Genomic DNA, 24,971 nt, shown 5'->3' with positions numbered 1-24,971 from the left:
TGTGTGGGTGCGTCGATTGTGCTTGTCTTCGCTGCCGGGATTATGACACTCGCGCGATGCGGCCGGGAGGCGCGCGTCAGAGACGTTTGATCAGCGCCATGGCAGCCGCCGGATTGCGTTCCTTGAAGCCGCTGATCACGTAGAGATAGACGTCGCGCGCGGCCGTTTTTGCGGGTGCATCCGCCGAGGTTTCCAGGTCGTCCGGTGTCGTGCCTGCCGCCAGTTGCCGTGCGCGTTCGGCCCATGCGTCGAGCGCTTTGGTCGAATAACCTTTGGCCTGTTTGTCCGTCGTGCCCATGATGCGCGTGTACACGAAGGGCGCCGTGATGTCGGCGATCTGCGGGTAGTCGCTGTCGCCGGCCAGGACGACCGCGACTTTGTATTTGCGGGCGAGCGCGATGAAGTCCGGCGTCTTGAAGGTGTCGTTGCGGACTTCGATCGCATGCCTGAGCTTCTGGCCTTCGATACTGGCCGGCAGTAACTTCAGAAACGCTTCGAAGTCTTCCTTGTCGAATTTCTTGGTGGGCGCGAATTGCCAGTTGATCGGGCCGAGCTTCTGCTTGAGCAGCAGCACGCCGCTGCCGAAGAAGCGTTCAATCGTTTCGCCCGCGTCGGCGAGGACTTTTCGGTTGGTCGCGTAACGCGGCGCCTTCAACGAAAAGACGAAATCGTCCGGGGTTTCCTGGTACCACTTTTCGTAGCTCGCCGGTTTTTGCAAACCGTAAAACGTGCCGTTGATTTCAATCGATGTGAGGTTCTGGCTGGCGTATTCGAGTTCGCGGCTTTGTGTGAGGTCGGAGGGGTAGAAGGTGCCGCGCCAGGGCGCGTAGGTCCAGCCGCCTATGCCGATGCGGATGTTCGAGGTTTTTGCGGCTTTTGAGGTCTTTGCAGCGGGTTCTTTCGGCACTTGGCTTCTCCATCTGACTTCGCGCGGGAAGCAGTAGATTAGCGGTTTTTTCGCCGTGGAACTGAAGTGCACAGCTACGAAATTGCGGTCGCTATTCGCTGCCGTCAACAGGCATATCCGTTGCTCCGCGCGCAGCCTCTTCAAACCGCCGGTTTGCCTCCGCCACCTCTGCTCTGAACTGCTGCAACGCGCTCACCGCCAGATCCGGCGGCGTCAGCGCGGCCCACAACACGTCGATGAGCTGATCCGCCGTCGCATCGATATCGATGCGACGGTTCGCGAGCGTGGCGTCCCACAGCACATGCTCCATTGGCCCGAACACCATCGAGCGCAGCAAGCGCAACGGCATGTCGGCGCGAATCTGCCCGCTTTCCTGGCCTTGCGCCAGCACGCGCATCAGCGGCGCGGTGTAGCGGCGCTGCAACTCCGTGAGCGCCTCGCTCAGCTCATGATGGCGCGCCCGGCCTTCGGACAGCACCAGCGCGCACAGATCGGTGCCGTTCACCAGCATCAGCCGCAAGTGCGTGCGAACGATGAACGCAAACTGCTGGCGCACATTGCCGTCGCGCGGCAAGCCGGATTCGATCGCTTCGATGATCTCGTCGTACCAGTCGCCGATCACCCGCGCGCACAACTCGCGTTTGCCGCGGAAATAGCTGAACACGGTCGCTTCGGAAATGCCGAGGCGCTGCGCGATTTCGGCGGTCGTTGCGCGCTCGTAGCCCTTTTCGGAGAACACGTCGCGCCCGGCCTGAAGGATCTCCTTCACGCGTTGCTGCGACTTGCGCCCGGCCGGCTGGCGGCGCGAGGCGGGTAACTCGGCCTTCGTGGCAACCGTCATATGAGTCCAGTTCAGATTTATGAAGCGAATTCGGCTCTCAGGAGCGCGGGATGAGCCCGATGACGACGATGCTATCACGCCTTGTCGGGTTTGTAGGCGGTTACACCATTTTCTGAGTAACACTCAAAAATACCTATTGACGCTTACGTAAATCTAGCGTGAAATGCGCCTTGAACGTTTCGCGCCTCGTGCGGGACGACAGGGGCGGCCCACAAGGCCACCGCCGTCCGCCGAGCCGCAACCGGACCAGCCGGCGCCCACCCGAGGCCGGCCGCCAACGAACTCTGGAGACACAGCAATGAGCAACCTGCCCGGTTTGCAATTCCCGCTCGGCGAAGAAATCGAAATGCTGCGCGACAGCATCGCGGGATTCGCTGCCAAAGAAATCGCCCCGCGTGCCGCGGAAATCGATCGCACGGATCAGTTTCCCATGGACCTGTGGCGCAAGTTCGGCGATCTGGGCGTGCTCGGCATGACGGTCTCGGAGGAATACGGCGGCGCGAACATGGGCTACACGGCGCACATGATCGCCATGGAGGAAATCTCGCGCGCGTCGGCCTCGGTCGGTCTCTCGTACGGCGCGCATTCGAATCTGTGCGTCAACCAGATTCATCGCAATGGCACGGAAGCGCAAAAACAGAAGTATCTGCCCAAGCTCGTGTCGGGCGAACACATCGGTGCACTCGCCATGAGCGAGCCGAATGCAGGCTCGGACGTCGTCAGCATGAAGCTGCGCGCCGAGAAGAAGGGCGACCACTATGTGCTCAACGGCACGAAGATGTGGATCACCAACGGCCCGGATTGCGACACGCTGGTCGTCTACGCCAAAACCGACCCCGAAGCGAATTCACGCGGCATTACGGCGTTTATCGTCGAGAAGGGCATGAAGGGTTTCTCCGTTGCGCAGAAGCTCGACAAGCTCGGCATGCGCGGCTCGCATACTGGCGAGCTGGTGTTCCAGGACGTGGAAGTGCCGGAAGAAAACATTCTCGGCCAGTTGAACGGCGGCGCGAAGGTGCTGATGAGCGGCCTCGACTACGAACGCGCCGTGCTCGCGGGCGGCCCGACCGGCATCATGGTCGCGGTCATGGACGCGGTCGTGCCGTATATCCACGACCGTAAGCAGTTCGGTCAGCCGATCGGCGAATTCCAGCTCATTCAAGGCAAGGTGGCCGATCTCTACACGACATTGCAGGCGTGCCGCGCGTATCTCTACGCGGTGGGCCGTCAACTCGATACGCTCGGCAAGGAACATGTGCGCCAGGTCCGCAAGGACTGCGCCGGTGTGATTCTCTACACGGCGGAAAAAGCCACGTGGATGGCGGGCGAGGCGATCCAGATTCTCGGCGGCAATGGCTATATCAATGAGTATCCGGTTGGCCGTCTGTGGCGCGATGCGAAGCTCTATGAAATCGGCGCGGGTACCAGCGAAATCCGCCGCATGCTGATCGGCCGCGAGTTGTTCGCCGAAACGGCCTGAGCGCAACGGCCCGAAGCGAATAAGAAGCGGCGAACAGGAGAGCCACGTAATGCCGATCATCGAATCAAAGCTGAATCCGCGCTCGGACGACTTCCGCGCCAACGCGACGGCGCTCGAAGCGCTGGTCGCCGACCTTCGCGCGAAGGTCGAGAAGCTCGCACTGGGCGGCGGTCAGGCGGCGCGCGACAAACACACGGGACGCGGCAAACTGCTGCCGCGCGATCGCATCGAGAAGCTGCTCGATCCGGGCACGCCGTTTCTCGAGTTCTCGCAACTTGCAGCCTACGGCATGTACCACAACGACGCGCCCGGCGCGGGCGTGATCACCGGCATTGGCCGGATCGCCGGGCAGGAGTGCGTGATCGTCTGCAACGATGCAACGGTCAAGGGCGGCACCTACTATCCGGTCACCGTGAAAAAGCATGTGCGGGCGCAGGAAATCGCCGCTGAAAATCAATTGCCCTGCGTGTATCTGGTCGACTCGGGCGGCGCGAATCTGCCGAACCAGGACGACGTGTTTCCGGACCGCGATCACTTCGGCCGCATCTTCTACAATCAGGCGAATCTGTCCGCTGCGGGCATTCCGCAGATCGCCGTCGTGATGGGTTCATGTACCGCGGGCGGCGCCTACGTGCCGGCCATGAGCGACGAGTCGATCATCGTCAAGAATCAGGGGACGATTTTTCTCGGCGGTCCGCCTTTGGTGAAAGCGGCGACTGGCGAAGTGGTGAGCGCGGAAGACCTCGGCGGCGGCGACGTGCACACGCGTTTGTCGGGCGTGGTCGATCATCTCGCGCAGAACGACGCGCATGCTTTGGGGATCGCGCGCAGCATCGTCGGCAATCTGAATCGCAGCAAGCAGGTGCCGGTGGCGTTGCAGGAACCGAAGCCGCCGCGCTACGACGTAAAGAGCATGTACGGCGTGATTCCCGTGGATACCCGCAAGCCGTTCGATATCCGCGAGGTGATCGCGCGCATCGTCGACGATTCGGCGTTCGACGAATTCAAGGCGCGCTACGGCACCACGCTCGTCACCGGCTTCGCGCATATCTGGGGGCATCCGGTCGGCATCATCGCGAACAACGGCATTCTGTTTTCGGAGTCCGCGCTCAAGGGCGCGCACTTCATCGAGCTGTGCTGCCAGCGCAAGATTCCACTCGTGTTCCTGCAGAACATCACCGGCTTCATGGTGGGCCGCAAATACGAAAACGAAGGTATCGCGCGTAACGGCGCGAAGATGGTGACGGCCGTGGCGACGGCCAAGGTGCCGAAGTTCACGGTGATCATCGGCGGGTCGTTCGGTGCGGGTAATTATGGCATGTGCGGCCGCGCATATTCGCCGCGCTTCCTCTGGATGTGGCCGAACGCGCGCATCTCGGTGATGGGCGGCGAGCAGGCGGCGTCGGTGCTGGCTACGGTCAAACGCGACGGCATCGAAGGCAAGGGCGGTTCGTGGAGCGCCGAAGAAGAAGAGGCGTTCAAACAGCCGATCCGCGACCAATACGAACATCAGGGCCACCCGTACTACGCGAGTGCGCGTCTGTGGGACGACGGCGTGATCGATCCGGCGCAAACGCGTGACGTGCTCGGCCTCGGCTTGTCGGCCGCGATGAACGCGCCGATCGAAGACACGCGTTTCGGCGTGTTCAGAATGTGACGATGCGCGACGAAGCGCAGGAGCTGCGACGTATGCAATACGAAACACTGAACATCGAATTCGCCGGACCGATCGCGACGGTCACGTTGAATCGTCCGGACGTGCGCAACGCGTTCAACGAAACGATGATCGCCGAAGTGACCTCGGCCTTCACGGCGCTCAACGATCGCGACGACGTGCGCGCGGTAGTGCTCGCCGCGAACGGCAAGGCGTTCTGCGCGGGCGCCGATCTGAACTGGATGAAGAAGATGGCCGGTTACTCGGACGACGAGAACCGCGCCGATGCGATGCTGCTGGCGAACATGCTGTCGTCGATCTATCGCTGCAACAAGCCGGTGATCGCGCGCGTGAACGGCGACGCGTACGCTGGCGGCATGGGTTTGATCTCGGCGTGCGATATCGTGGTGGCTGTCGAAAGCGCGCGCTTCTGCCTCTCGGAAGCGCGCCTCGGTTTGATTCCGGCCACCATCGCGCCGTACGTGATTCGAGCGCTGGGCGAGCAGCCATCGCGCCGCTATTTCACGACCGCCGAGCAATTCGATTGCGCGACGGCATTGCGCCTCGGGCTCGTCAGCGAAGCGGTGAGCATGGAGCAACTCGACGCCACCGTACGCCAGATTGCCGAAACGCTGTGCGCCAATGGACCGCAAGCGGTGCGCGCGTGCAAGCAGCTCGTGCAGGACATCGCGGGCCATGAGTTGAACGACGCGATGATCGAGGACACGGCGGCGTGCATCGCGCGTACGCGTGCCGGCGCGGAAGGCCGCGAAGGCGTCGCGTCGTTCCTTGAAAAACGCCCGCCCGCCTGGCGCGACTGACGCACACATTCCAGGGTGCTCGCCGCGCCTTGACCAGAACAACAGCCCCGAAAAAACGGCACACTTCATCGAGACACTTCATGTTCAACAAGATCCTGATTGCCAACCGGGGCGAGATTGCGTGCCGCGTCGCCGCGACCTGCAAGCGGCTCGGCATCGCGAGCGTGGCCGTCTATTCCGATGCGGACGCCAACGCGAAACACGTGGCCGCGTGCGATGAGGCGGTGCACATCGGCGGCTCGACGGCGGCGGAGAGTTATCTGCGCGTCGAACGCATTATCGAAGCCGCGCGCGCCACCGGCGCGCAGGCGGTGCATCCGGGCTACGGCTTCCTGTCGGAAAACGAAGACTTCGCGCATGCGTGCGAGGCGGCCGGTATCGTCTTCATCGGACCGCCGGTTGGGGCCATCGCCGCGATGGGTTCGAAAGCCGCCGCGAAGGCGCTGATGCATGCAGCGGCCGTGCCGCTCGTGCCGGGCTATCACGGCGACGATCAGGACCCGCAACTGCTGCACCGCGAGGCGGATTCGATCGGTTATCCGGTGCTGCTCAAGGCTAGCGCAGGTGGCGGCGGCAAGGGTATGCGCGTGGTCGAACGCAGCGAGGATTTCGCGGCGGCGCTGGCGTCGTGCAAGCGGGAAGCCGCGAGCAGCTTCGGCAACGACCGCGTGCTGATCGAAAAGTACCTGACGCGGCCGCGTCACGTGGAAGTGCAGGTGTTCGCGGACCGTCACGGCGGCGCGGTCTATCTGTTCGATCGCGATTGCTCGGTCCAGCGGCGTCATCAGAAAGTGCTGGAGGAAGCGCCGGCGCCCGGATTGTCCGGTGAAATCAAGCGCGAAATGGGCGAGGCGGCGGTAGCGGCCGCGCGTGCCGTGGATTACGTCGGCGCGGGCACGGTCGAGTTCATCATGACCGGCACGGGCGACTTCTATTTCATGGAAATGAACACGCGCCTGCAGGTCGAGCATCCGGTCACGGAGATGGTGACCGGCCAGGACCTGGTGGAATGGCAACTGCGCGTCGCCGCCGACGAACCGCTGCCGCTCACGCAGGCACAGTTGAAGATCGACGGTCACGCGATCGAAGCGCGTATTTATGCCGAACATCCGGCGCGCGGCTTCCTGCCGTCGACGGGCACGCTCAAGCATTTGCGCATGCCGGAGGGCGTGGAGTTCGCCATCGACGCGGCGGGCCTCGGCGAGCCCGGACGCAAGGCGCCGGTGCGTATCGACAGCGGCGTGCGTGAAGGCGACACCATCACGCCGTTCTACGATCCGATGATCGCCAAGCTGATCGTGCACGGCGCCACGCGCGAGGAGGCGCTCGCGCGTCTGAGCCGCGCGCTGCATGCTTGCGAAGTAGTCGGCCCGCACACCAACGTCGAGTTCCTGCAAAGCATCGTCGCGAGCGAGCCGTTTGCAACGGGCGATCTCGATACGGGCTTGATCGAGCGTCACCATGACGCCCTGTTCGCGCCGCGCAAGAAGCCGTTCAAGGAAGCGTTGGCGCTGGCTTGCGCGGCGTTGCTCAAGCGCGAGGGCGGCACGGCGCACGGCGCGTCGCCGTGGGATGCGCTGTCGCACTGGCGCCTGAACAGCGGCTACACGCAGACGCTCGGCTGGCGCGATCTGGACAGCGGTCGCGCGGGTAACGACAGCGAAAGCGCCTTCACCGTCACGTTCGCGCGCGACGGCGGCACACAAACGCTCGAACACGACGGCGTGCGCGAAGACTTTAGCTGGTCGGACGGCAGCGGTCCGCATGAATTTCGCGCGACGATCGGCGACGCGCGCGCAACGGGCCGCGTGTTCGTCGACGGCGATACGTTCCATGTGTTCTGCCTCGGCGAAGCGCTGTCGTTCGAGTGGCAGAACCTGCTCGCGCACGCGGCGGACGCCGAAGGCGGCGAAGGCCGTTTGACCGCGCCGATGCCCGGCAAGGTGATCGCGGTGCTGGTCGAACCGGGCACCGTGGTGGAGAAGGGCACGCCGCTGATCGTGATGGAAGCGATGAAGATGGAGCACACCATTGGCGCGCCGGCGGCCGGTACGGTGTCGGAGGTGCTGTATGCAGTCGGCGATCAGGTTGCTGACGGCGCGCAGCTGCTGGTGCTGGACGTGCAGCAGCAGTAAATCCGCGACTCAGGCGAGGCGCGTATAGCCGACGGCGCGCGCTTCGTTTTCGAGCTGCTCGATGCGTTCGTAGTCCGAGGGCGGCAACACGGAAAAGCCCTGCAAACGCAGGCGTTTCGCGCGCTCGGGCTGGTTGACGAGCGCCTCGTTCAGCGCTTCGCGCAATGCCTCGATCGTCGCTGAAGGCACCGTGTCGGAGGCGATCAAAGGCAAGCCCGGCGACGGCGCCGTCATGCCGATCCGGTGAACCTGGCGGGCCAATTCCGGCATTTCGTCGCACACGAAAGCGAAGGTCACGCAATCGATCGCGGCGACATCCGCGCGATTTTCCGCCACCGCGCGCAACGAGCCGAGATGCGAGCCGGTTCGCAACACTGAGCTAAAGAACATGCCGCCGCTCGAGAGCGGCGCCACGGCGTGGCGAAACACGTTCATGCCGCTATTCGAATCGTCCTGGTTGTAGGCGGCGCGTGCGCCGCGGCAGGCCGCGAGGGTATCGAACCGCGCGTCCGCGCGCGTCACCAGCATGCTCGAATAATGCGCGCCCTCGCAGCCCGGCGCGTCGAAGCGCGGCGTCGCGATCAGTTGGACCTGTTCGTGCAAGCCGTGCATCAACGGATAACCGCAGGTCTGCGAGATCAGCAGATTGGGACGCCGCCAGAAGCCGTGCAATTCCTCGTCCGGTTCGACGATGCGGCACGCGGGCTTGACCATGCGCAGCACGTCGGCAAGCCACTCGCGCCACTCGAATTCGAGCGCGGGCGTGACGTTATACATTGGCAGGGCGGCGATCCAGGTCATGATGCGATTCTGGCATACCTGCCGTTTAATGTCTGACCATTCGGAATTCGTCGAGGCCGAGACGCACCGGCTCCGTCGGTCTGAACGTCCATTTCTGCGCGGCGACCGAAAGGATTTCCAGTTGCGCATCTTCGAAGGCGACGAGCAGATCACGCTTGCGCTTGCTCGCCGCGCCACAATAAGTCACGAGTGCCTCGGCGCTGACCTCGAAAATCTGCGCCCGATCATCACAGCACACCCGGAACGCGACCGTCGCGCATTCCGTCACACAGGGCCTGAACCCTTCATCGACATAGACCGACATAGCCATCTCCCGCCACACACACACGCCTGAGCCATCAGGATGACAAGTCGTAAGCTTGCGGTATGTGGGAAAACCGGCATTTGCGGTGAAATGGCCGCGACTTCATGGGCTGCGCCGAACAGAAGCTGAATACGTCTGCGGAAGCTTTCCGGTCTGGAGATTAGCCGGCGTCGCGCCGCCGACCAGCTCGTCAACCGCCCGTACCATCCCACAGCGGGGCAAGACCGGGCGGATCGACGATGCGGCTGTTTGCCGTCGCCAATGCGTGTATGGCTGCCATGTCCGCACCGTCTAACTCAAAGTCGAATACCGCCAGGTTTTGTGCCAGTCGATCGATCCGCGTGGTTCTCGACAGCGCCGCAACGCCGGGCTGCTGAACAAGCCACCGTAAGACGATCTGGGCGATGGTCCTGTCATGACGGGCCGCGATCGCCTTGAGCGTCGGGTCCGAGAACACGCGGCCAATCGCCATGCCGCAATATCCTGTCACAGCAAGCCCAGCCTGGCGCGTGCTTTCGATGAGCAAGGATTGGTTCAGGTACGGATGGTATTCGAACTGGTTCGTGACCAGCGGAGCAGCCGAAAGCCGGATAGCTTCCGTCATCAATGCACGGTTGAAATTGCTGACGCCTATGTGCCGGACCTTGCCGGCGCGCACCACCGCATTGAGCGCCGCGATCTGTTCGGCCAGCGGCACATCCGAACCCGGCCAGTGCAGCAGGAGCAGATCGATATAGTCCGTCTTGAGCTTGCGCAGGCTCTCGTTCAGGGACGCATCGAAGTGGCTTGCGGAGTAGTTACTAACCCAGACCTTGGTCGTCAGAAATATTTCGCTTCTTGGGATGCCGGATTCGGCGACGCACTCGCCGATCTCGGCCTCGTTGCGGTAGATCTGCGCGGTGTCGATATGGCGGAAGCCAGCACGAAGGGCTGCGGGGATCATTCGATAGATGTCACCGCCATTCATCCCGTAGGTGCCAAAGCCTATGGCCGGAATGAGCGCGTTACCAGCACGCACGTTTTGCATGAACTATGCCTTATTGACTAAGTGTCAAGGAAGATGAGCCGGAAGAATTCGTTTGAAGGTCGCACGTAGGAATCCTGTGCGTTAAATCGTGAGATGTGCCTCAGATCAGGGTAGAGGGAAGAGTAAGCGTTGGGATGCCGGGAAAGAAGCCTATATGTTTCGATGCGATCTATCGTCAGAGGCGATACATATCGAGCTGGATTCACCGACGTGAGGCCATTCGCGAAGCCTCAGGCAATTACACTCGCACTGTCACTTCCGGTTCAGATCTTCGAATCCCGCAACCAGGGCGTCCAGTAGCTGGCGGACGGCCGGGACCATGCCTCGTCGCGTGGGGAAGATCGCGTGAACGAGGCCTGGCGTCGTGGCCAGTCCCGCCAGTAAGTGCTGCAACCGGCCGGCCTGAATATCGGCGTCGACCAGTTCCCGGGGCAGCAAGGCCACGCCGACGCCTCGCAAGGCGGCAACCCGCAAGCTCGCCAGGTCATCGGTCGCCAGACGAGGCCGATGCGCCCATGACATCGCGCGACCCTCGGCGTCCACCAGGTTCCACGCATACCGCTCGCTGCTGCTGGACATGGCAAGAGTGGGCCATTCCTCGAGCGATTCAAGGGACTTGGGCACCGGGTGGCGCGCCGCCAGATCCGGACTGGCGACCAGAATCTGAGCGGATAAGCCGAGTTGCCTGACCGCGAGATCGGTGTCTTCCAAAGGGGGAAGCCTGACCCGGATGGCGAAGTCCAGACCTTCCTCGACCACATCCACGCGGCGGTTGGTTGCATCGACGAGGACCTGCACTTGCGGGTTGTCCTGGACATACTGCGCAACGATCGCGGAGATGCCGGAGGTCAGCAGTCCCACGGGGCAGCTTATCCGTATGGTGCCCTGCGGCTTTGAGCGCGTCTGGTCCACAAAATCCCTGGCGGCCTTCGATTCCGCTACCAGGGCGAGGCAATGCTGGTGAAACCGCCGCCCCGTTTCCGTCAGGGACAGGCTCCTGCTGGTGCGATTGAGCAAACGAACGCCAAGCTCCTCTTCCAGTGCGCGAACACGCCGGCTGAGTTTCGACGTCTGTACGCCGAGGCTGCGGGCCGCTGCCGTGAAGCTTCCGTGCTCGACGACTTCCGCGAAGAGTCGAAGATCATTGAGGTCGGTGATTGGGTTCATCGGTGGCTCTGAGTTGGGCCTTTAACGTTCTACCACTCGCAATGTTGCTTTGCAATTCAGGACATAGGCGAAATATCGTTGTGGATATAGCATTCCTGACGGGTCAAACCATCGGCCTGCAGGCAGAAGCAAAACCAGTGCAACACAGGAATTTCATCATGACGAAGACGAACGCTCCCGGGTCGTTCATGCTTGGGGACCGTCACGTGAGCCGCACGGGGTACGGTGCAATGCAACTCGCCGGCCCTCGCGTGTTCGGGCCGCCAAAGGATCGAGATACGGCGATTGCCGTCCTGCGTGAAGCAGTCGCGAGCGGCGTCAACCATATCGATACCAGCGACTACTACGGTCCCCATGTAACGAACCAGATCATTCGCGAGGCGCTGCATCCGTATCGTGACGAGCTCACGATCGTGACCAAAGTAGGCGCTGTGCGCGGTAGCGATGCCTCATGGATCCCGGCGCAGAGTCAGGCCGCGCTTATCGCCGCCGTGCACGACAACCTGCGCAATCTGCATGTCGATGTCCTCGATGTCGTCAATCTGCGCACCATGATGGACGACAGACGTCCGGTCGAAGGATCGATCGCCGAACAGTTTACGGTCCTTGCCGGGTTGCAGCAGCGGGGCTTGATACGGCATCTGGGTCTCAGCAATGTGACCGCCGCGCAGGTCAAGGAAGCCCAGTCAATTGCCCCGGTCGTCTGCGTGCAAAACATGTTCAATGTGATGCAACGCCACGACGGCCCGTTAGTCGATGCGCTCGCGCAGCAGGGCATCGCCTATGTGCCGTTCTTCCCGCTGGGCGGCTTCACGCCTTTGCAGTCCGCGACGCTGTCCGAAGTGGCGTCGTCGCTGGACGCAACGCCGATGCAGGTGGCGCTGGCCTGGCTGCTACAGCGCTCGCCCAACCTCCTGCTGATTCCCGGTACGTCGTCGCTCGAGCATCTGCGCGAAAACCTGGCGGCTGGCTCGCTCGCCCTCCCGGCTGACGTGCTCGAACAACTGGACGGCATGATTTGAACTCGCGCAAGGCGGACTTGCACTTCGTATTGGCTAGCCAGGAAAGTTCGGCATCGGCGGCACTGGAGAATGTAATGAAGGCGATTGGTTATACAGCAAAGGGGGGCGTCGAGGTTTTGACCGACCTCGAGCTTCCGATGCCGGAGCCTGGCCCGCGCGATTTGCGGGTCGCCGTCAAGGCCGTGTCGGTGAATCCTGCCGATGTGAAGCGCCGACGGTATGAAGATCCTTCGGAGAGTCCGCTTCCCAGAGTGCTGGGCTACGACGCGGCGGGCGTTGTCGACGCGGTTGGCAGCGACGTCACACTGTTCAGCCCGGGTGACGAGGTCTTCTACGCGGGCGCGATGGACCGCCCCGGGACAAACTCGGAGTTTCATCTCGTCGACGAACGGATCGTTGGGCCCAAGCCGACCTCATTGTCGTTCGCCGAGGCGGCGGCCTTGCCGCTCACTTCGATAACAGCGTGGGAAATGCTCTTCGACCGCATGAAGGTGCCACGCGGCTTGCGCGCACCCTGCGGCACGCTGCTCGTCCTGAACGGAGCAGGTGGCGTCGGCTCCATGCTGATCCAGCTAGCGAACCGCCTCACGGGCCTCACTGTCATCGCCACGGCATCCCGGCCCGAAAGTGTCGAGTGGGTGCGCAAGCTGGGCGCGAAGCACGTTGCCGACCACAGCAAGCCCATCGACGAAGCGCTGCAGGCGATCGGTTTCAGTGGCGTGGACTATATCGGGGCGATCACTTCGACGCCCGGCAGCGCTCCCAGTCTCGCGCGCGCGTTGAACCCCCAGGGTCATGTAGCGCTGATTGACAACTTCGACGACAGCATTGCGCCGTTCAAGCCGAAGAGCATCACTGTGTCGTGGGAAATGATGTTTACCCGGTCGCTGTTCCAGACAGCGGACATGGATGCCCAGCATCGTCTGCTGAAAGAAGTGTCGGCAATGGTCGACGCCGGCGTGCTGCGGACGACGCTCACGCACGTGGAGGGGCCCTTGACGGCAGCGAATCTGCGCAAGGCCCACGAACGGATCGAAACGGGAAGGGCCATCGGAAAAACCGTTCTGGAAGGCTTCCAGTGATGATGGTCGTCTCCGTGTGGCGTGGTCAGTGTTGCTTCGTCGCCGGCTAGTGCCGATTGCGTTCGCGATGCTTGCCGCGTGGAACCCATTGACTTTGATTATTCGATTTGCAATCATGCTATATAAATCGAATCTGCGTCGAATGATAGTTGGCGGGATGACATGAGACTTTGCTAAAGCGCTAACTCCGATCGACTAGCTCTGCATGGGACCGGAGTAAGCGCTAAAGCGCTAACTCCGATCGACTAGCTCTGCATGGGACCGGAGTAAGCGCTAAAGCGCTAACTCCGATCGACTAGCTCTGCATGGGATCGGAGTAAGCGCTAAAGCGCTAACTCCGATCGACACAGGAGACAAACGATGAAACGTGCTTCGGTCGTCGACGTCCAGGACTTCATCAACGAGCACCCGTTCGGCCGCTTTCAACGACTCATCTTTTTCATGTGCTTCGTGATTGTCGTGCTGGATGGTTTCGACACCGCGGCAATCGGTTTCATCGCGCCGTCGTTACTGACTGAGTGGCATCTGGCAAAGCCCGATCTCGCACCGGTCCTGAGTGCCGCCCTGTTCGGCCTCGCGTTCGGCGCGCTCGTGTCCGGCCCTTTGTCCGACCGTGTTGGACGACGGTCCCTGATGATCGCGTCCGTGTTCCTCTTCGGCGTTGCCTGTCTCGTGTCCGCGTTCTCGACGAACATCGGTCAACTGACCGTGCTGCGCTTCATCACGGGCGTCGGACTCGGTGCAGCCATGGCTAATGCGGTGACCATGACGGACGAGTTCTGCCCGACCCGGCGCCGCGCGACCGTGACCAGTCTGATGTGCTGCGGATTCCCACTCGGTGCGGCTTTGGGCGGATTGCTCGCGGCATGGTTGATTCCCCATGCCGGCTGGCGAAGTGTTCTGATGCTGGGCGGAATCACGCCGATACTTCACGGTGTCCTGCTATGGCTCAAGATGCCAGAATCGGTACGCTTCATGGTTGCAAATGGCAAGCCCGTAGCGCGCATTCGCGCAACGCTCGCGCGCATCTCCGTTGAAGCAATCCATGCGCGCGGCTTCGCACTGGCCGAGAGCGCGCCGGGAGCGGGCGACAACGGGCTGGGCCTGGTGCTGTCGCGTTCATACATCGTCGGTTCATTGATGCTATGGCTCGCGGCCTTCATGGGCCTCCTGATTTTCTACGCGTTGATCAACTGGATGCCAATTCTGCTGAAAGATGCAGGCCTGAGCCAGAAAAGCGCGACGCTGATTTCCGCATTGTTTCCGCTCGGTGGCATCGGCGCGGTGCTGTGCGGCGTGCTGATGGATCGCTTCAATGCCAATCTCGTGATTGCCGCATGCTACCTGCTCGCTGCGATCAGCCTCTTTGGTATTGGAGAGACGGCGGGGCACGTAGGTCTGCTCGTGCCGATGGTGCTTGTGTCCGGCGTGCTGCTGAATACCGCGCAAGCCTCGATGAATGCGCTTGCGGCCGCCTTTTATCCGACCGAAGGGCGTGGCACCGGCGTCGCGTGGATGCTCGGCATGGGCCGTTTTGGCGGCATTGCAGGCTCGTTTCTCGTCGCCCAACTCGTACGCTGGCACTTTACGCTTGAAGGTGTCTTCGCGACGATCGCCGTCGCCGGAGCGCTTTCCTGTATCGCTTTGCTAGTCAAGCAGCTTGCTCCGCCGCGCATCTTCAGAACGGCGCCCGACAGAGTCGGATCGCTGAGTCATTGACCGGCCGATAGTGGCTACCTCGCGACGCTGGTTATCTACGACGTCGTACTCAATCACCATTTGAAAAGGAGACTGGACATGTTCAGCGAGGCGTCCACAGCGGCATTCGAATATGCATCGGAAGTGTACGAGGCGGTTGATTCGAAGGACGAGCGTCGGTTAGCGCGCTTCTTGACGGAAAACTGCACGTTTGTCTATGCCAACAACGACCCCGTCATCGGACGCGCGAACGTTGCCGAGCATTCGAAGAACTTCATGGCATTGATTGCCGGCATCCAGCATCAACTGCTTGACGTCTGGGCATTCGACGACGTATTGATCTCGCGGATCGAAGTGACCTACACGCGCGAGGACGGATCGACACTGACTGTGCCGGCCGTGACGATCTGGCGGATACGCGCCAGGCAAATCGACGACTACCGTATCTACATCGACGTCGCGCCACTGTTCCCGCATTAATGGACCCCTCCCGAGTTGCAGGCCGGGCGCGAACGCGACGGTCGAGCTTCCACGTCCGTATGCCGGGCCGTGCCTGGCCGCCGTATGGTTTTCATGCCCCAATACCCCTGCGAAGCGCCGAAGATCGTCCAGATGAGTGATCTGGTCCATTGGGCTGCCTTAGTTGATTCTCATCGTTCTGCCAAAAGCAACGATACATTGCCGCCACGGAGATATGCGCACCAACATTGCGGACGTAGCATTCATGTCAGTCGTCATTTCATTTCAGGAGATTGTCATGGATCGTTATAAGTTTCTTCCGTTGTTGGGCCGCATCTTGATCGGGGCGCCGTTTGTCATGAGTGGGCTGGGCAAGCTCGGAGCGTATGCTGCGACGGTTGGCTATATTGCCGCCATGGGTCTGCCCGTGCCGCCGCTCGCGTTCGTTGTTGCCGTGCTGACCGAACTGGGCGGTGGCTTGTTGCTGCTGTCGGGCTACAGGACTCGCGCCGTATCGCTGGCAATGGCGGTATTCTGCGTGGTCACTGCATTGTTCTTTCACCACAACTTCGCCGATCAAAACCAGATGATTCACTTTCTCAAGAACGTGATGATGGCCGGTGGTCTTCTGCAGATCACCTACTTCGGTGCCGGTGCGTTCAGCCTCGACGCGCGCGCCGGGCGGACAGCGTCGGGCGTTTCGCCTCTGACCGCGAACTAGGAAGACGGCTCCGATGAGACAACCGCCTGACCGGCCGCATCGTCTCACCTTGATCGGCCCTCGCAGCAGCAGGGTGCGCGTTGTCGGGCGCACATCATTTCCCACAGTGGCATCACCGCAGATATAGGAAGGAGGTCGAAATGTCGAAAGTTCTGGTTCTATATTATTCCTCGTATGGCCATGTCGAAGCGCTGGCGGAAGCCGTCGCCGAAGGCGCGCGCTCGGCGGGCGCTACGGTCGACGTCAAGCGGGTGCCTGAGACCGCGCCGGAGGAAGTGGCCAGGGCCGCCCACTTCAAGCTCGATCAGCAAGCGCCGGTCGCGACGATCGCCGAACTCGCCGACTACGACGCGATCGTCGTCGGCACGCCGACCCGGTTCGGGCGCATCTCGTCGCAGATGGCGGCGTTTCTGGATCAGGCCGGCGGTCTGTGGATGAGCGGCGCATTGAACGGCAAGGTCGGCGGTGCCTTCACTTCGACCGCCAGCCAGCACGGCGGACAGGAGGCGACGCTGTTTTCGATTATCACCAACCTCCTGCACTTCGGCATGACCATCGTCGGTCTGCCGTATAGCCACCAGGGGCAGATGACGCTGGACGAGATCGTCGGCGGCTCTCCGTATGGCGCCACGACCATCGCCGGTGGACAAGGTCAGCGCCAGCCGAGCGCTATCGAGCTCGCCGGTGCTCGCCACCAGGGCGAACTGATCGCCCGGACGGCAAACAAGCTGTTTGGCTGAACGTCATTCAAATTCGCACCATCGACGCGTGAATGAGACGGCCAGGCGGATTCCCACCTGGCCGACACCGGCCTGGGTATCGAATCGCCATCCGCGTGTTTCTCACTGAGAAGCTGCTGGCAGGCGCCGGCCTGCATACCGCACGCTGAAATCACGGCGGAATTCGCCGGAAACACCACGCTCATCACCTGCAGCGGCGCTCAATCCGGCCGATCGCACCGGTGACGCGCGCCGCATTGGCGGTGGTTCGAAACAGAGGAGAACATGCTCACACACAGACGTTGGAAATCATTGGACGGGGCGGAACGCGGCTGGCTGCGCGCGAAACACCATTTCGTGGTCAGCGCCGACGGCAATCCCGCGCACGCCGCCTTGGGTCCGCTGATTGTCTGGAACGACGACGAGATCGCGGTCGGCAGCGGTTTCCCCCTGCACGGTCACCGCGACATGGAGATCATCACGTATGTGCGCCAAGGCCTGCTCGGACATCGAGACACCTTGGGTTCCGAGGGAACGATCCACGCAGGCGATGTCCAGGTCATGAGCGCCGGTACTGGCATACGCCACGCCGAGTTCAACAAGGGTGAGGTGCCTCTCAAGCTTTACCAGATCTGGCTGGTGCCTCGTGAAGCCGGTGGTGAACCCGCATGGGATACCCGGCCGTTTCCCAAAAGCGACCGGTCAGGGCGTTTCGTCGCTCTCGCCAGCGGGTTCGCCCGCGATGAAGGTGCGCTTCCTCTTCGCGCCGATGCGCGGGTGCTTGGCGCAATGCTAAAAGCAGGTGAAAGCGTTCGACACGAATTGGGTCCGGCGTGTCGCGCCTATCTCGTCGTGGCCTCGGGACACATCGAAGTGAATGGCGAGCTCGTTGGGCCGCTGGACGGCGTGGCGATCACGAACATCGCCGAGGTGCGGATCTCCGTCCTCGAAGATTCCGAGCTAGTGATGGTGGACGCGGGCTGATTCTTTTTTGTGCTCCACCTACTCAAACTCAGTTCAGATCAAATCGCGGTAATTCGCTACTTTCCCAACTGTGCGATGAAAGCGCGGGCAGCCGGCCCCGGTGGCGCGTCCTTGCGGTAAACCACCTTCATCGGCATCGCGACTTCGCGCGGCAGGCCTTCAATGCGAATCGTCACCAAGGCGCGACTTTCCAGGTCCTCCTTGACCATGTGCAGAGGCATATGGCCCCAGCCCAGTCCCGCCTTCAGAAACGCATGCTTGGCCCCCAGATCGCCGAGCCTCCACGTCGAGGGCGACAGGACACCGAATTCGCTTCCTTGGGACAGTGCGGTTCGGTCGCTGAGGACGAGTTGCACGTGCTTCTTGATGGCGGCCGCCGAAACGAGGCCGCGGCGATTCGCAAGCGGATGAGAAGGGCTCACGACGGTAACGAGCTCGAGCTCACGCAACAGTTCGACCTGCAGTTCGTCCGTAACGATCGGCAGAGTGCCGATCACGCCAATGTTGCAAATCCGGTCGAGCACCAGCTTCATCACGCCACCCAGCGCCTCGACATAGAGCCGCAACGGCGTGTGCGGATAATCCTTTTGCGATTGAGCCGCCGCGCTCGTCAAGCTGTCCATGGGGTACATCACGTCCATCGCCACGGACAGCTCGGGCTCCAGACCCTCGCGCATCGCGCGCGCTCGCGCCTTGAAGCCATCGATCGTGTCAGCCACGGAACGGGCGTCGAGCAGCAAGCTCTTGCCGGCGTCGGTGAGCTGCGGGTAACGGGTCGCGCGATCGAACAGTTTGACTCCGAGCTGTGCCTCGAGATTCGAGAGGGTCTGGCTGACCACCGATTGCGCGCGCCGAAGCTTGCGTCCGGCCGCTGAGAAGCTGCCTTCATCGACCGCCGCGATGAAGGTCCGAAGCTGGTCCAGGGTAAGGCCGTCAAGCATGTCCATCGCTCCAGACGATAGGTGAAATCTAAAAATATAGGCTTTCAAGATGGAGTGCAAGCTCTTACCTTTACGGGTATCGCTTTTTTCTTGAGGCAGAGCCATGAACATCGACACAGCCGTACTCACCCCGATCCACGAAACAGTGCAAGCGCCGCGCCGGATCGCTTTTCGCACCGGCGGCAGTGCGCACGGCGGCATTACTCGTCTGGCCAGTCCCTCCGATATCGGAGAATGGATCAAGCCTTTTGTGTTCCTTGATCACGCCGTGGTGGTGCCGACCGGCAAGCCGATGTTCGGATTCCATCCGCACTCGGGCATCGCAACACTCACGACCGTGCTGAGTGGCGGCATCTCCTATGCGGACACGACCGGCAAGCATGGCGAGCTTCCAGCCGGCGGCCTCGAATGGATGAAGGCCGGCAATGGTGTCTGGCACGACGGCAACGTATTGCCGGGCGAAACCGTACGCCTCTTTCAACTCTGGGTCGCGCTACCGCCTTCGCTGGAGAATTCGGCGCCGGAAAGCCAGTACATTTCGCCGGCCGAGGTCCAGCGGGATGGGCCAGTCCGCGTGATCCTCGGCCGCCACGGATCCGCGGCGAGCGATATACGCGCACCTGAAAGCATCAACTATTTCCACGTTCAACTGAGCGCCGGAGAGACCTGGCGATATGTGCCGCCTGCCGGGCACAACGTCGCGTGGCTGGCGATTGACAAGGGCCGCCTGAACGCATCTGAGCCGATCGAGGCAGGGCAGCTCGCCGTGTTCGAGGAATCCGACAGGTCGCCCATTGAGTTGCACGCCGAGGAGGCGACGTCGTTCGTCATCGGCTCCGCTATCAAGCACCCGTATCCACTGGTGCTCGGTCACTACTCGGTGCATACGAACCCAGACGCGCTTGCGCAGGGCGAAGCCGAGATACGCCGCGTCGGTCGCGAGCTGGCTGCGCAGCGTCGCGTCACTGCGGGATGAAATAGTTGGCGTGGTAGCTCGTCCGCGAAGCCGTCATCGTCTTCTGGAAAGGGCAAGCTGTGGCTAGAGTGTGGCAAGCTCACCAGCCTTCTTATAGTGGTTGTCTGTCAGGTGAGGTTCGGAAGCATTGCCTGACGTGCCCATCGGGCAATCCCGAACTTCGTTGCCGCCCGGCTGCGAACCTGCGTTCCTGACGTCCCTTAAAACGACCGGTGCTTCTGCATGCGCGCGGGAGCAGAGCACCGTGAAAACTCGAATCTGTCTGGTCGGACATTTTGTGGTTTTCCCTTATTTTAAAAAATCCAATTTCCGCTTCCCGAAGAGTTCGCCAGACCGCTCATAGCGAATAAGCACCGGGATGATTGTGTGCACTACCGCGCATACTTGGTGCAGCCCGGTGCCGTATTGTTGCTTCAGGGAAAAGGACCATTTCAGTTAAATCGCGCATTTCCCTCGTTCGAATCCGCTCGGCTGAGCGGTCAAATAAAACTACGTGACGAGACGTGCCCATGAAACACAAAAATCAAGCGTTAGAGGGATTATCAGACCGTAATGATGAATTCGATCCTGGATCGATCATCGATACGTTGATTAATCACCGCGTAATGATCGCCGCGATAACAATGGCCTTCATTTTGATGGGCGCTCTGTACGCGTTCTGCGCGACGCCTATCTATCGCGCAAATATCTCGATCAGGGTCGAGGACAATTCGCCGACCGCGCTGCCGGATTCGAAGGATCTGGTGCGCAATGCGTCGTCGTTGTTCCAGGAGAAGTCTTCGGCCGAAAGCGAAATGCAGATCCTGAGGTCGAAAGCCATCGCCATGCAGACGGTGGATTACCTCAAGCTCTACATCGAAGCCGAGCCGAAGCGCCTGCCGGTGCTCGGTGGCCTGATCGCGCGTCACACCGACACACGAATGACGCCCGGAATCTTTGGCTGGGGCGGCTTCGTCTGGGGTGATGAATCGATCAGCGTGGCGACGTTCGAAGTGCCGAGGAAACAGGAAGGCAACGCGTACACCGTCACCGCATTGTCTGGCGGTCAGTACCAGCTGCGCGGGCCGGGACTGGAACAGCCGGTCACCGGACGCGTCGGCGTCGACGAGCAATTCGAAACCAGCCACGGACCGGTCAATCTGCTCGTGAGCAAGATCGACGGCGAGAGCGGGGCGGAGTTCAAGCTCACGCGCCACTCGCGTCAGCAGGCCCTCGAACAGCTGCAAAAGGGCCTCCAGATCGACGAGCAAGGCAACAAGTCGAATGTGCTGGGCGTCATCCTGGAAGGCCGTGACCCGGTTCTCGTGACTAACATCCTCAACGATATCGGCGCGGTGTATGTGCGCCAGAACGTGAACCAGAAGGGTGCCAACGCCGAGAAGTCGCTGAGCTACCTCGAGCAGCAGCTGCCGGGCGCGAAGCGTCAGATGGAGCAGGCGGAAGAAGCCTACAACACCTATCGCAACAGTCACGGTCTTCTGGATGCGGACGAGGAAAGCCGGCTCATCCTGCGACAGGCCACCGAAGCGGACTCGCGCCTCTACGACCTCAAGCGCCAGCGCCAGGACCTCACTGCTCACCTGACGGCCGAGCACCCGAGCGTGGTGGCGATCGACCAGCAGATCGCCAGCACCAACAAGTACGTCGAGAGTCTCGCGAGCCGCGTCAAGGCCATGCCGACGGCGGAGCAAGGTGCGCTGCGCCTGATGCGGGACATGCGCATGAGCTCCGACATGTACGCGGCGTTGCGTAGCAACATCGACACCCTGCGGCTGGTCAAGGCCGGCCAGTCCGCTTCGGTGCAGTTGCTGGATACCGCGGATGTCCCCGAGCGGCCGGTCAAGCCCGCGAAAACGCTCGTTCTGCTGATCGCGACGGTGCTGGGGCTGTTCATCGGTATCGGGTTGGCTTTCTTGCGCGATTTTCTGTTCAAGGGCGTGGCCGATCCGGAAGAGCTCGAGTCCCGTACCGGCCTGAGCGTGTACGCGACGATCCCGGTCAGCGACCAGCAGTTGCAACTGACGCAGAAAATGTCCACCAAGGGCGCTGAGCAACTGGCTCTGGCTTTCCGCTACCCGATGGACCCTGCGATAGAAGCGTTGCGCACGATGCGCGCGTCGCTGCAATACGCGATGAACGGCGACCGCAACAACGTAGTGATGCTCGCCGGCCCGTTGCCGGGTATCGGCAAGTCGTTCCTGTCAGCCAATCTCGGCACGTTACTCGCCGCAGGCGGCAAGCGCGTGCTGCTGGTGGACGGCGACCTGCGCCGCGGCCATCTGAACCAGTACTTCGGCTTGCCGCGCGCCGCGGGGCTGGCCGATGTGATCGCCGGCACCGGCTCGCTCGAAGACACCGTGCATAAGGAAGTGCTGCCGAATCTCGATGTCCTGCAGTGCGGAGAGTATCCGCACGACCCGGCCGAACTGTTGTTGAGCAGCAATTTCAGGGCAACCATTCGTGCCGCTTCGGAACGCTACGACATTGTGTTGCTCGACGCGCCCGCCATCCTTGCCGTGTCGGATACGGTCACCATGGCGCCGGTTGCCGACTCGATCTTCATGGTCGCGCGTTTCGCGGATACGCGCGCTGGCGAGATCTCGGAATCGGTCAAGCGTCTGGCGCAAACGGGTTCAAAAGTTGAAGGCATTCTGCTGAACGGATTTAAGGTCAGTCGTGGCAATTACGCCCAGTCGCGCCGCTACGGCAACTACGCATACGACGCCTACTACTCCGATTCGGCAATGAAATAGCGCGCGTAGCCCCGTGCAAAGGTCCAGTGCTGCTGGATCTTGCCCGGGGTTTTGAAAAAGACGCGTATCCATAATAAAGGGGAGCAACAATCATGCATTCGTTAAACGAGTTGAAACTCGCCGTGGTCGGTCTTGGCTATGTTGGATTGCCGCTCGCGGTGGAATTCAGCAAGCGTCGTCCGGTGGTGGGGTTTGACATCAACGGCGTGCGCATCTCGGCGTTACGCGAAGGACGGGACATCACGCTCGAAGTCAGCGACGAAGAACTGGCCGCGGCCACGGGCATGAAATTCACGTCAGACGCGGAGGACCTCAAAGCCTGCAACGTGTACATCGCCACCGTTCCGACGCCGATCGACGACTACAAGCGTCCTGACCTCAGGCCCTTGATCGGCGCCAGCGAGACCATCGGCCGCGTGTTGAAAAAGAATGACGTGGTCATTTATGAATCGACTGTCTATCCGGGTGCGACGGAAGAGGAGTGCGTGCCGGTCCTCGAGCGCACATCCGGGCTGAAATTCAACGTAGATTTCTTTGTCGGCTACAGTCCCGAGCGAATCAACCCGGGCGACAAGTTGCATCGCGTGACCGATATCAGAAAGGTCACGTCGGGATCGACGCCGGAGATCGCTGAACTCGTCGATCAGCTGTACCGCGAGATCATCGTCGCGGGCACGCACAAAGCGAGCAGCATTCGCGTTGCCGAGGCGGCCAAGGTCATCGAGAACACGCAGCGCGACGTCAACATCGCGCTGATCAACGAGCTGTCGATCATCTTCAACAAGATGGGAATCGACACGGAGTCGGTCCTGCAGGCAGCCGGAACCAAATGGAACTTCCTGCCTTTCAGACCGGGTCTGGTGGGCGGGCATTGCATCGGCGTCGATCCGTATTATCTGACGCACAAGGCGCAGGCAATTGGATACCACCCGGAGATCATCCTCGCGGGCCGGCGCCTGAACGACAGCATGGGCGGTTACGTCGCGTCGCAACTGGTGAAGGCGTTGACCAAGCGGCAGATCGGCGTTGCCGGTGCCCGCGTGCTGATCATGGGTCTGACCTTCAAGGAAAACTGTCCGGATCTGCGCAACACGCGGGTTGTCGACATCGTTGCCGAGTTGCGCGAGTACGGCGTTGAAGTGGATGTCTACGATCCCTGGGTCTCGAAAGAGGAGGCCCGGCGCGAACACAACCTGGACCCCATCGAGCATCCGGCCGACGGCGTCTACGACGCGACGATTCTGGCCGTGGCGCACAGCCGGTTCCTCGAATTGGGCGCGCAGGCGATTCGTGTCTTCGGCAAGCCCGGGCATGTACTGTACGACCTCAAGTACCTGCTGCCTGTAGAGGCAAGCGATCTGCGTCTCTAACAGACCCTGAGCCCATCGCACGCGAGGCCATCACGACGTGATGGCCTCCTCATCTTATCCGGAGGCATCGATGCCTGATCGCTACGACACAATACGGCGGCAACTCGCCGGGCATCCGCGGAAGTGGTTGATTACCGGCGTGGCCGGCTTCATCGGTTCGAATCTGCTGGAGGCGCTGCTCAAGCTCGACCAGACCGTGGTTGGACTCGACAACTTTTCCACCGGCTACCAGCGCAATCTCGACGAAGTCCGCTCCGGCGTTTCGCCCGAGCAATGGCAGCGCTTCAGATTCATCGAAGGTGATATCCGGCGTCTGGAAGATTGCGCGAGCGCCGTCAATGGCGTCGATCACGTATTGCACGAGGCGGCGCTCGGTTCGGTGCCGCGTTCGGTGGTCGACCCGATCGCGACGCACGAGGTGAACATCAGCGGCTTCCTCAATATGCTCGTGGCCGCGCGCGACGCGCAAGTATCGAGCTTCACGTATGCCGCATCGAGCTCGACGTACGGCGACCATCCCGGCTTGCCAAAAGTCGAAGACCAGATCGGGCAGCCGCTGTCACCGTACGCCGTCACCAAGTACGCCAATGAACTGTACGCATCGGTGTTTGCGCGTGCCTATGGCTTCAAGACGATTGGCCTGCGTTACTTCAATGCGTTCGGCAAGCGCCAGGATCCGGACGGCGCTTACGCCGCGGTGATTCCCAGGTGGACGGCCGCGCTCATTGCGGGCGACGACGTCGTGATCAATGGCGACGGCGAAACCAGCCGGGACTTCTGCTTTGTCGACAACGTGGTGAAGGCGAACATCCTGGCGGCGACGGCGGATGAGGCGGCAAGGAACGAGGTGTACAACGTCGCGGTCGGCGATCGCACAACGTTGATCCAGCTCTACGACGGCTTGCGGTCCGTACTCGCCGACAACGGTGTTTCCTGCGACAAGCGCCCGGTGTTCGGGCCTTTTCGCGTCGGCGATGTCCGGCATTCCCAGGCCAATGTCGGAAAGGCCGAACGGCTGCTGGGCTATGAGAACACGATTCCGCTGGTAGAGGGCTTGTCCACGGCGATGCCCTGGTACATCGAGTTCATCTCGCAGAGGTGATGCCTTC

Annotated in this window: 22 protein-coding genes; 15 read left to right on the top strand and 7 right to left on the bottom strand. The window is 61.6% G+C overall.

The genetic code is table 11. The features are described from left to right. Positions 1-76: 76 nt before the first annotated feature. Both PQR32_RS33580 and PQR32_RS33575 read right to left on the bottom strand, forming a co-directional pair. Positions 77-907: a DUF72 domain-containing protein gene (locus PQR32_RS33580; protein ID WP_408237479.1), complete on the bottom strand. Its 831-nt coding sequence runs from the start codon at positions 905-907 to the stop codon at positions 77-79. Positions 908-998: 91 nt separating this feature from the next. Beyond that, positions 999-1,748 (bottom strand): TetR/AcrR family transcriptional regulator, encoded by a 750-nt coding sequence (locus PQR32_RS33575; protein WP_408237476.1) that lies wholly within the window; start codon positions 1,746-1,748, stop codon positions 999-1,001. Positions 1,749-2,046: 298 nt separating this feature from the next. Here PQR32_RS33575 and PQR32_RS33570 point away from each other — a divergent pair, with 298 nt between their 5' ends. From PQR32_RS33570 to PQR32_RS33555, 4 genes are all read left to right on the top strand, one after another. Further along, on the top strand, positions 2,047-3,228 hold the full coding sequence (locus PQR32_RS33570; protein WP_132377550.1) for an isovaleryl-CoA dehydrogenase: 1,182 nt from the start codon (positions 2,047-2,049) through the stop codon (positions 3,226-3,228). A 49-nt stretch (positions 3,229-3,277) separates the two neighbouring features. After that, a complete protein-coding gene (locus PQR32_RS33565) occupies positions 3,278-4,885 on the top strand; it encodes a carboxyl transferase domain-containing protein (protein WP_408237473.1) in 1,608 nt (535 codons plus the stop codon). A gap of 32 nt (positions 4,886-4,917) precedes the next feature. Continuing rightward, on the top strand, positions 4,918-5,703 hold the full coding sequence (locus PQR32_RS33560) for an enoyl-CoA hydratase/isomerase family protein (RefSeq protein WP_408237470.1): 786 nt from the start codon (positions 4,918-4,920) through the stop codon (positions 5,701-5,703). A gap of 80 nt (positions 5,704-5,783) precedes the next feature. Then, on the top strand, positions 5,784-7,838 hold the full coding sequence (locus PQR32_RS33555) for an acetyl/propionyl/methylcrotonyl-CoA carboxylase subunit alpha (RefSeq protein ID WP_408237467.1): 2,055 nt from the start codon (positions 5,784-5,786) through the stop codon (positions 7,836-7,838). A gap of 9 nt (positions 7,839-7,847) precedes the next feature. Here the strand turns inward: PQR32_RS33555 and PQR32_RS33550 are convergent, their stop codons facing one another. The 4 genes from PQR32_RS33550 to PQR32_RS33535 form a co-directional block, all read right to left on the bottom strand. Further along, positions 7,848-8,639, bottom strand: a complete 792-nt coding sequence (locus tag PQR32_RS33550; protein ID WP_408237464.1) for a phosphate/phosphite/phosphonate ABC transporter substrate-binding protein — start codon at positions 8,637-8,639, stop codon at positions 7,848-7,850. Positions 8,640-8,664: 25 nt separating this feature from the next. Next, complete coding sequence (locus PQR32_RS33545) at positions 8,665-8,943, bottom strand: hypothetical protein (protein ID WP_408237461.1); 279 nt, start codon at positions 8,941-8,943, stop codon at positions 8,665-8,667. 190 nt (positions 8,944-9,133) lie between these two features. Beyond that, positions 9,134-9,970, bottom strand: a complete 837-nt coding sequence (locus tag PQR32_RS33540; protein WP_408237458.1) for an aldo/keto reductase — start codon at positions 9,968-9,970, stop codon at positions 9,134-9,136. Between the two features lie 252 nt (positions 9,971-10,222). Beyond that, positions 10,223-11,137 carry a LysR substrate-binding domain-containing protein gene (locus PQR32_RS33535; RefSeq protein WP_408237455.1) on the bottom strand — a complete coding sequence of 305 codons (915 nt, stop codon included), beginning with the start codon at positions 11,135-11,137 and terminating at the stop codon, positions 10,223-10,225. Positions 11,138-11,295: 158 nt separating this feature from the next. On the opposite strand from PQR32_RS33535, the gene PQR32_RS33530 reads away from it, so the two are divergent. From PQR32_RS33530 to PQR32_RS33500, 7 genes are all read left to right on the top strand, one after another. After that, a complete protein-coding gene (locus PQR32_RS33530) occupies positions 11,296-12,159 on the top strand; it encodes an aldo/keto reductase family oxidoreductase (RefSeq protein WP_408237452.1) in 864 nt (287 codons plus the stop codon). 74 nt (positions 12,160-12,233) lie between these two features. After that, positions 12,234-13,241, top strand: coding sequence for a zinc-binding alcohol dehydrogenase family protein (locus PQR32_RS33525; protein WP_408237449.1), 1,008 nt, complete (start codon positions 12,234-12,236; stop codon positions 13,239-13,241). Positions 13,242-13,601: 360 nt separating this feature from the next. Beyond that, positions 13,602-14,960: an MFS transporter gene (locus tag PQR32_RS33520; protein ID WP_408237446.1), complete on the top strand. Its 1,359-nt coding sequence runs from the start codon at positions 13,602-13,604 to the stop codon at positions 14,958-14,960. A gap of 78 nt (positions 14,961-15,038) precedes the next feature. Further along, positions 15,039-15,419 carry a nuclear transport factor 2 family protein gene (locus PQR32_RS33515; RefSeq protein WP_408237443.1) on the top strand — a complete coding sequence of 127 codons (381 nt, stop codon included), beginning with the start codon at positions 15,039-15,041 and terminating at the stop codon, positions 15,417-15,419. A gap of 277 nt (positions 15,420-15,696) precedes the next feature. Next, positions 15,697-16,119 carry a DoxX family protein gene (locus PQR32_RS33510; RefSeq protein ID WP_408237499.1) on the top strand — a complete coding sequence of 141 codons (423 nt, stop codon included), beginning with the start codon at positions 15,697-15,699 and terminating at the stop codon, positions 16,117-16,119. A gap of 140 nt (positions 16,120-16,259) precedes the next feature. After that, the gene (gene wrbA, locus PQR32_RS33505) at positions 16,260-16,859 is read left to right on the top strand and encodes an NAD(P)H:quinone oxidoreductase (RefSeq protein ID WP_408237440.1); all 600 of its coding nucleotides are present in this window, start codon (positions 16,260-16,262) and stop codon (positions 16,857-16,859) included. Between the two features lie 264 nt (positions 16,860-17,123). Then, the gene (locus PQR32_RS33500) at positions 17,124-17,822 is read left to right on the top strand and encodes a pirin family protein (RefSeq protein ID WP_408237437.1); all 699 of its coding nucleotides are present in this window, start codon (positions 17,124-17,126) and stop codon (positions 17,820-17,822) included. Between the two features lie 56 nt (positions 17,823-17,878). Here PQR32_RS33500 and PQR32_RS33495 read toward each other — a convergent pair whose 3' ends face one another. After that, positions 17,879-18,763 carry a LysR family transcriptional regulator gene (locus PQR32_RS33495; protein WP_408237496.1) on the bottom strand — a complete coding sequence of 295 codons (885 nt, stop codon included), beginning with the start codon at positions 18,761-18,763 and terminating at the stop codon, positions 17,879-17,881. A 103-nt stretch (positions 18,764-18,866) separates the two neighbouring features. Between PQR32_RS33495 and PQR32_RS33490 the strand changes: the two genes are divergently transcribed. The 4 genes from PQR32_RS33490 (at position 18,867) to PQR32_RS33475 (ending at position 24,964) form a co-directional block, all read left to right on the top strand. Beyond that, the gene (locus tag PQR32_RS33490) at positions 18,867-19,739 is read left to right on the top strand and encodes a pirin family protein (RefSeq protein ID WP_408237434.1); all 873 of its coding nucleotides are present in this window, start codon (positions 18,867-18,869) and stop codon (positions 19,737-19,739) included. 509 nt (positions 19,740-20,248) lie between these two features. Then, positions 20,249-22,492: a polysaccharide biosynthesis tyrosine autokinase gene (locus PQR32_RS33485; RefSeq protein WP_408237431.1), complete on the top strand. Its 2,244-nt coding sequence runs from the start codon at positions 20,249-20,251 to the stop codon at positions 22,490-22,492. A 92-nt stretch (positions 22,493-22,584) separates the two neighbouring features. After that, positions 22,585-23,862 carry a Vi polysaccharide biosynthesis UDP-N-acetylglucosamine C-6 dehydrogenase TviB gene (tviB, locus tag PQR32_RS33480; RefSeq protein ID WP_408237428.1) on the top strand — a complete coding sequence of 426 codons (1,278 nt, stop codon included), beginning with the start codon at positions 22,585-22,587 and terminating at the stop codon, positions 23,860-23,862. A gap of 70 nt (positions 23,863-23,932) precedes the next feature. After that, positions 23,933-24,964: an SDR family oxidoreductase gene (locus PQR32_RS33475; protein WP_408237426.1), complete on the top strand. Its 1,032-nt coding sequence runs from the start codon at positions 23,933-23,935 to the stop codon at positions 24,962-24,964. Positions 24,965-24,971: the final 7 nt, after the last annotated feature.

Origin of the sequence: Paraburkholderia dipogonis (assembly GCF_046027395.1) — a bacterium.
GTDB classification, from domain to species: Bacteria; Pseudomonadota; Gammaproteobacteria; order Burkholderiales; family Burkholderiaceae; genus Paraburkholderia; species Paraburkholderia dipogonis_A.
This window is presented reverse-complemented; position numbering and strand designations above follow the sequence as displayed.

Excerpts from the sequence above, each read along its gene's own strand:
- PQR32_RS33575 (WP_408237476.1), bottom strand. The coding sequence starts at position 1,748 with ATGACGGTTGCCACGAAGGCCGAGTTACCCGCCTCGCGCCGCCAGCCG.
- PQR32_RS33570 (WP_132377550.1), top strand. The coding sequence starts at position 2,047 with ATGAGCAACCTGCCCGGTTTGCAATTCCCGCTCGGCGAAGAAATCGAA.
- PQR32_RS33565 (WP_408237473.1), top strand. The coding sequence starts at position 3,278 with ATGCCGATCATCGAATCAAAGCTGAATCCGCGCTCGGACGACTTCCGC.
- PQR32_RS33560 (WP_408237470.1), top strand. The coding sequence starts at position 4,918 with ATGCAATACGAAACACTGAACATCGAATTCGCCGGACCGATCGCGACG.
- PQR32_RS33555 (WP_408237467.1), top strand. The coding sequence starts at position 5,784 with ATGTTCAACAAGATCCTGATTGCCAACCGGGGCGAGATTGCGTGCCGC.
- PQR32_RS33550 (WP_408237464.1), bottom strand. The coding sequence starts at position 8,639 with ATGACCTGGATCGCCGCCCTGCCAATGTATAACGTCACGCCCGCGCTC.
- PQR32_RS33545 (WP_408237461.1), bottom strand. The coding sequence starts at position 8,943 with ATGTCGGTCTATGTCGATGAAGGGTTCAGGCCCTGTGTGACGGAATGC.
- PQR32_RS33540 (WP_408237458.1), bottom strand. The coding sequence starts at position 9,970 with ATGCAAAACGTGCGTGCTGGTAACGCGCTCATTCCGGCCATAGGCTTT.
- PQR32_RS33535 (WP_408237455.1), bottom strand. The coding sequence starts at position 11,137 with ATGAACCCAATCACCGACCTCAATGATCTTCGACTCTTCGCGGAAGTC.
- PQR32_RS33530 (WP_408237452.1), top strand. The coding sequence starts at position 11,296 with ATGACGAAGACGAACGCTCCCGGGTCGTTCATGCTTGGGGACCGTCAC.
- PQR32_RS33525 (WP_408237449.1), top strand. The coding sequence starts at position 12,234 with ATGAAGGCGATTGGTTATACAGCAAAGGGGGGCGTCGAGGTTTTGACC.
- PQR32_RS33520 (WP_408237446.1), top strand. The coding sequence starts at position 13,602 with ATGAAACGTGCTTCGGTCGTCGACGTCCAGGACTTCATCAACGAGCAC.
- PQR32_RS33515 (WP_408237443.1), top strand. The coding sequence starts at position 15,039 with ATGTTCAGCGAGGCGTCCACAGCGGCATTCGAATATGCATCGGAAGTG.
- PQR32_RS33510 (WP_408237499.1), top strand. The coding sequence starts at position 15,697 with ATGGATCGTTATAAGTTTCTTCCGTTGTTGGGCCGCATCTTGATCGGG.
- wrbA (WP_408237440.1), top strand. The coding sequence starts at position 16,260 with ATGTCGAAAGTTCTGGTTCTATATTATTCCTCGTATGGCCATGTCGAA.
- PQR32_RS33500 (WP_408237437.1), top strand. The coding sequence starts at position 17,124 with ATGCTCACACACAGACGTTGGAAATCATTGGACGGGGCGGAACGCGGC.
- PQR32_RS33495 (WP_408237496.1), bottom strand. The coding sequence starts at position 18,763 with ATGCTTGACGGCCTTACCCTGGACCAGCTTCGGACCTTCATCGCGGCG.
- PQR32_RS33490 (WP_408237434.1), top strand. The coding sequence starts at position 18,867 with ATGAACATCGACACAGCCGTACTCACCCCGATCCACGAAACAGTGCAA.
- PQR32_RS33485 (WP_408237431.1), top strand. The coding sequence starts at position 20,249 with ATGAAACACAAAAATCAAGCGTTAGAGGGATTATCAGACCGTAATGAT.
- tviB (WP_408237428.1), top strand. The coding sequence starts at position 22,585 with ATGCATTCGTTAAACGAGTTGAAACTCGCCGTGGTCGGTCTTGGCTAT.
- PQR32_RS33475 (WP_408237426.1), top strand. The coding sequence starts at position 23,933 with ATGCCTGATCGCTACGACACAATACGGCGGCAACTCGCCGGGCATCCG.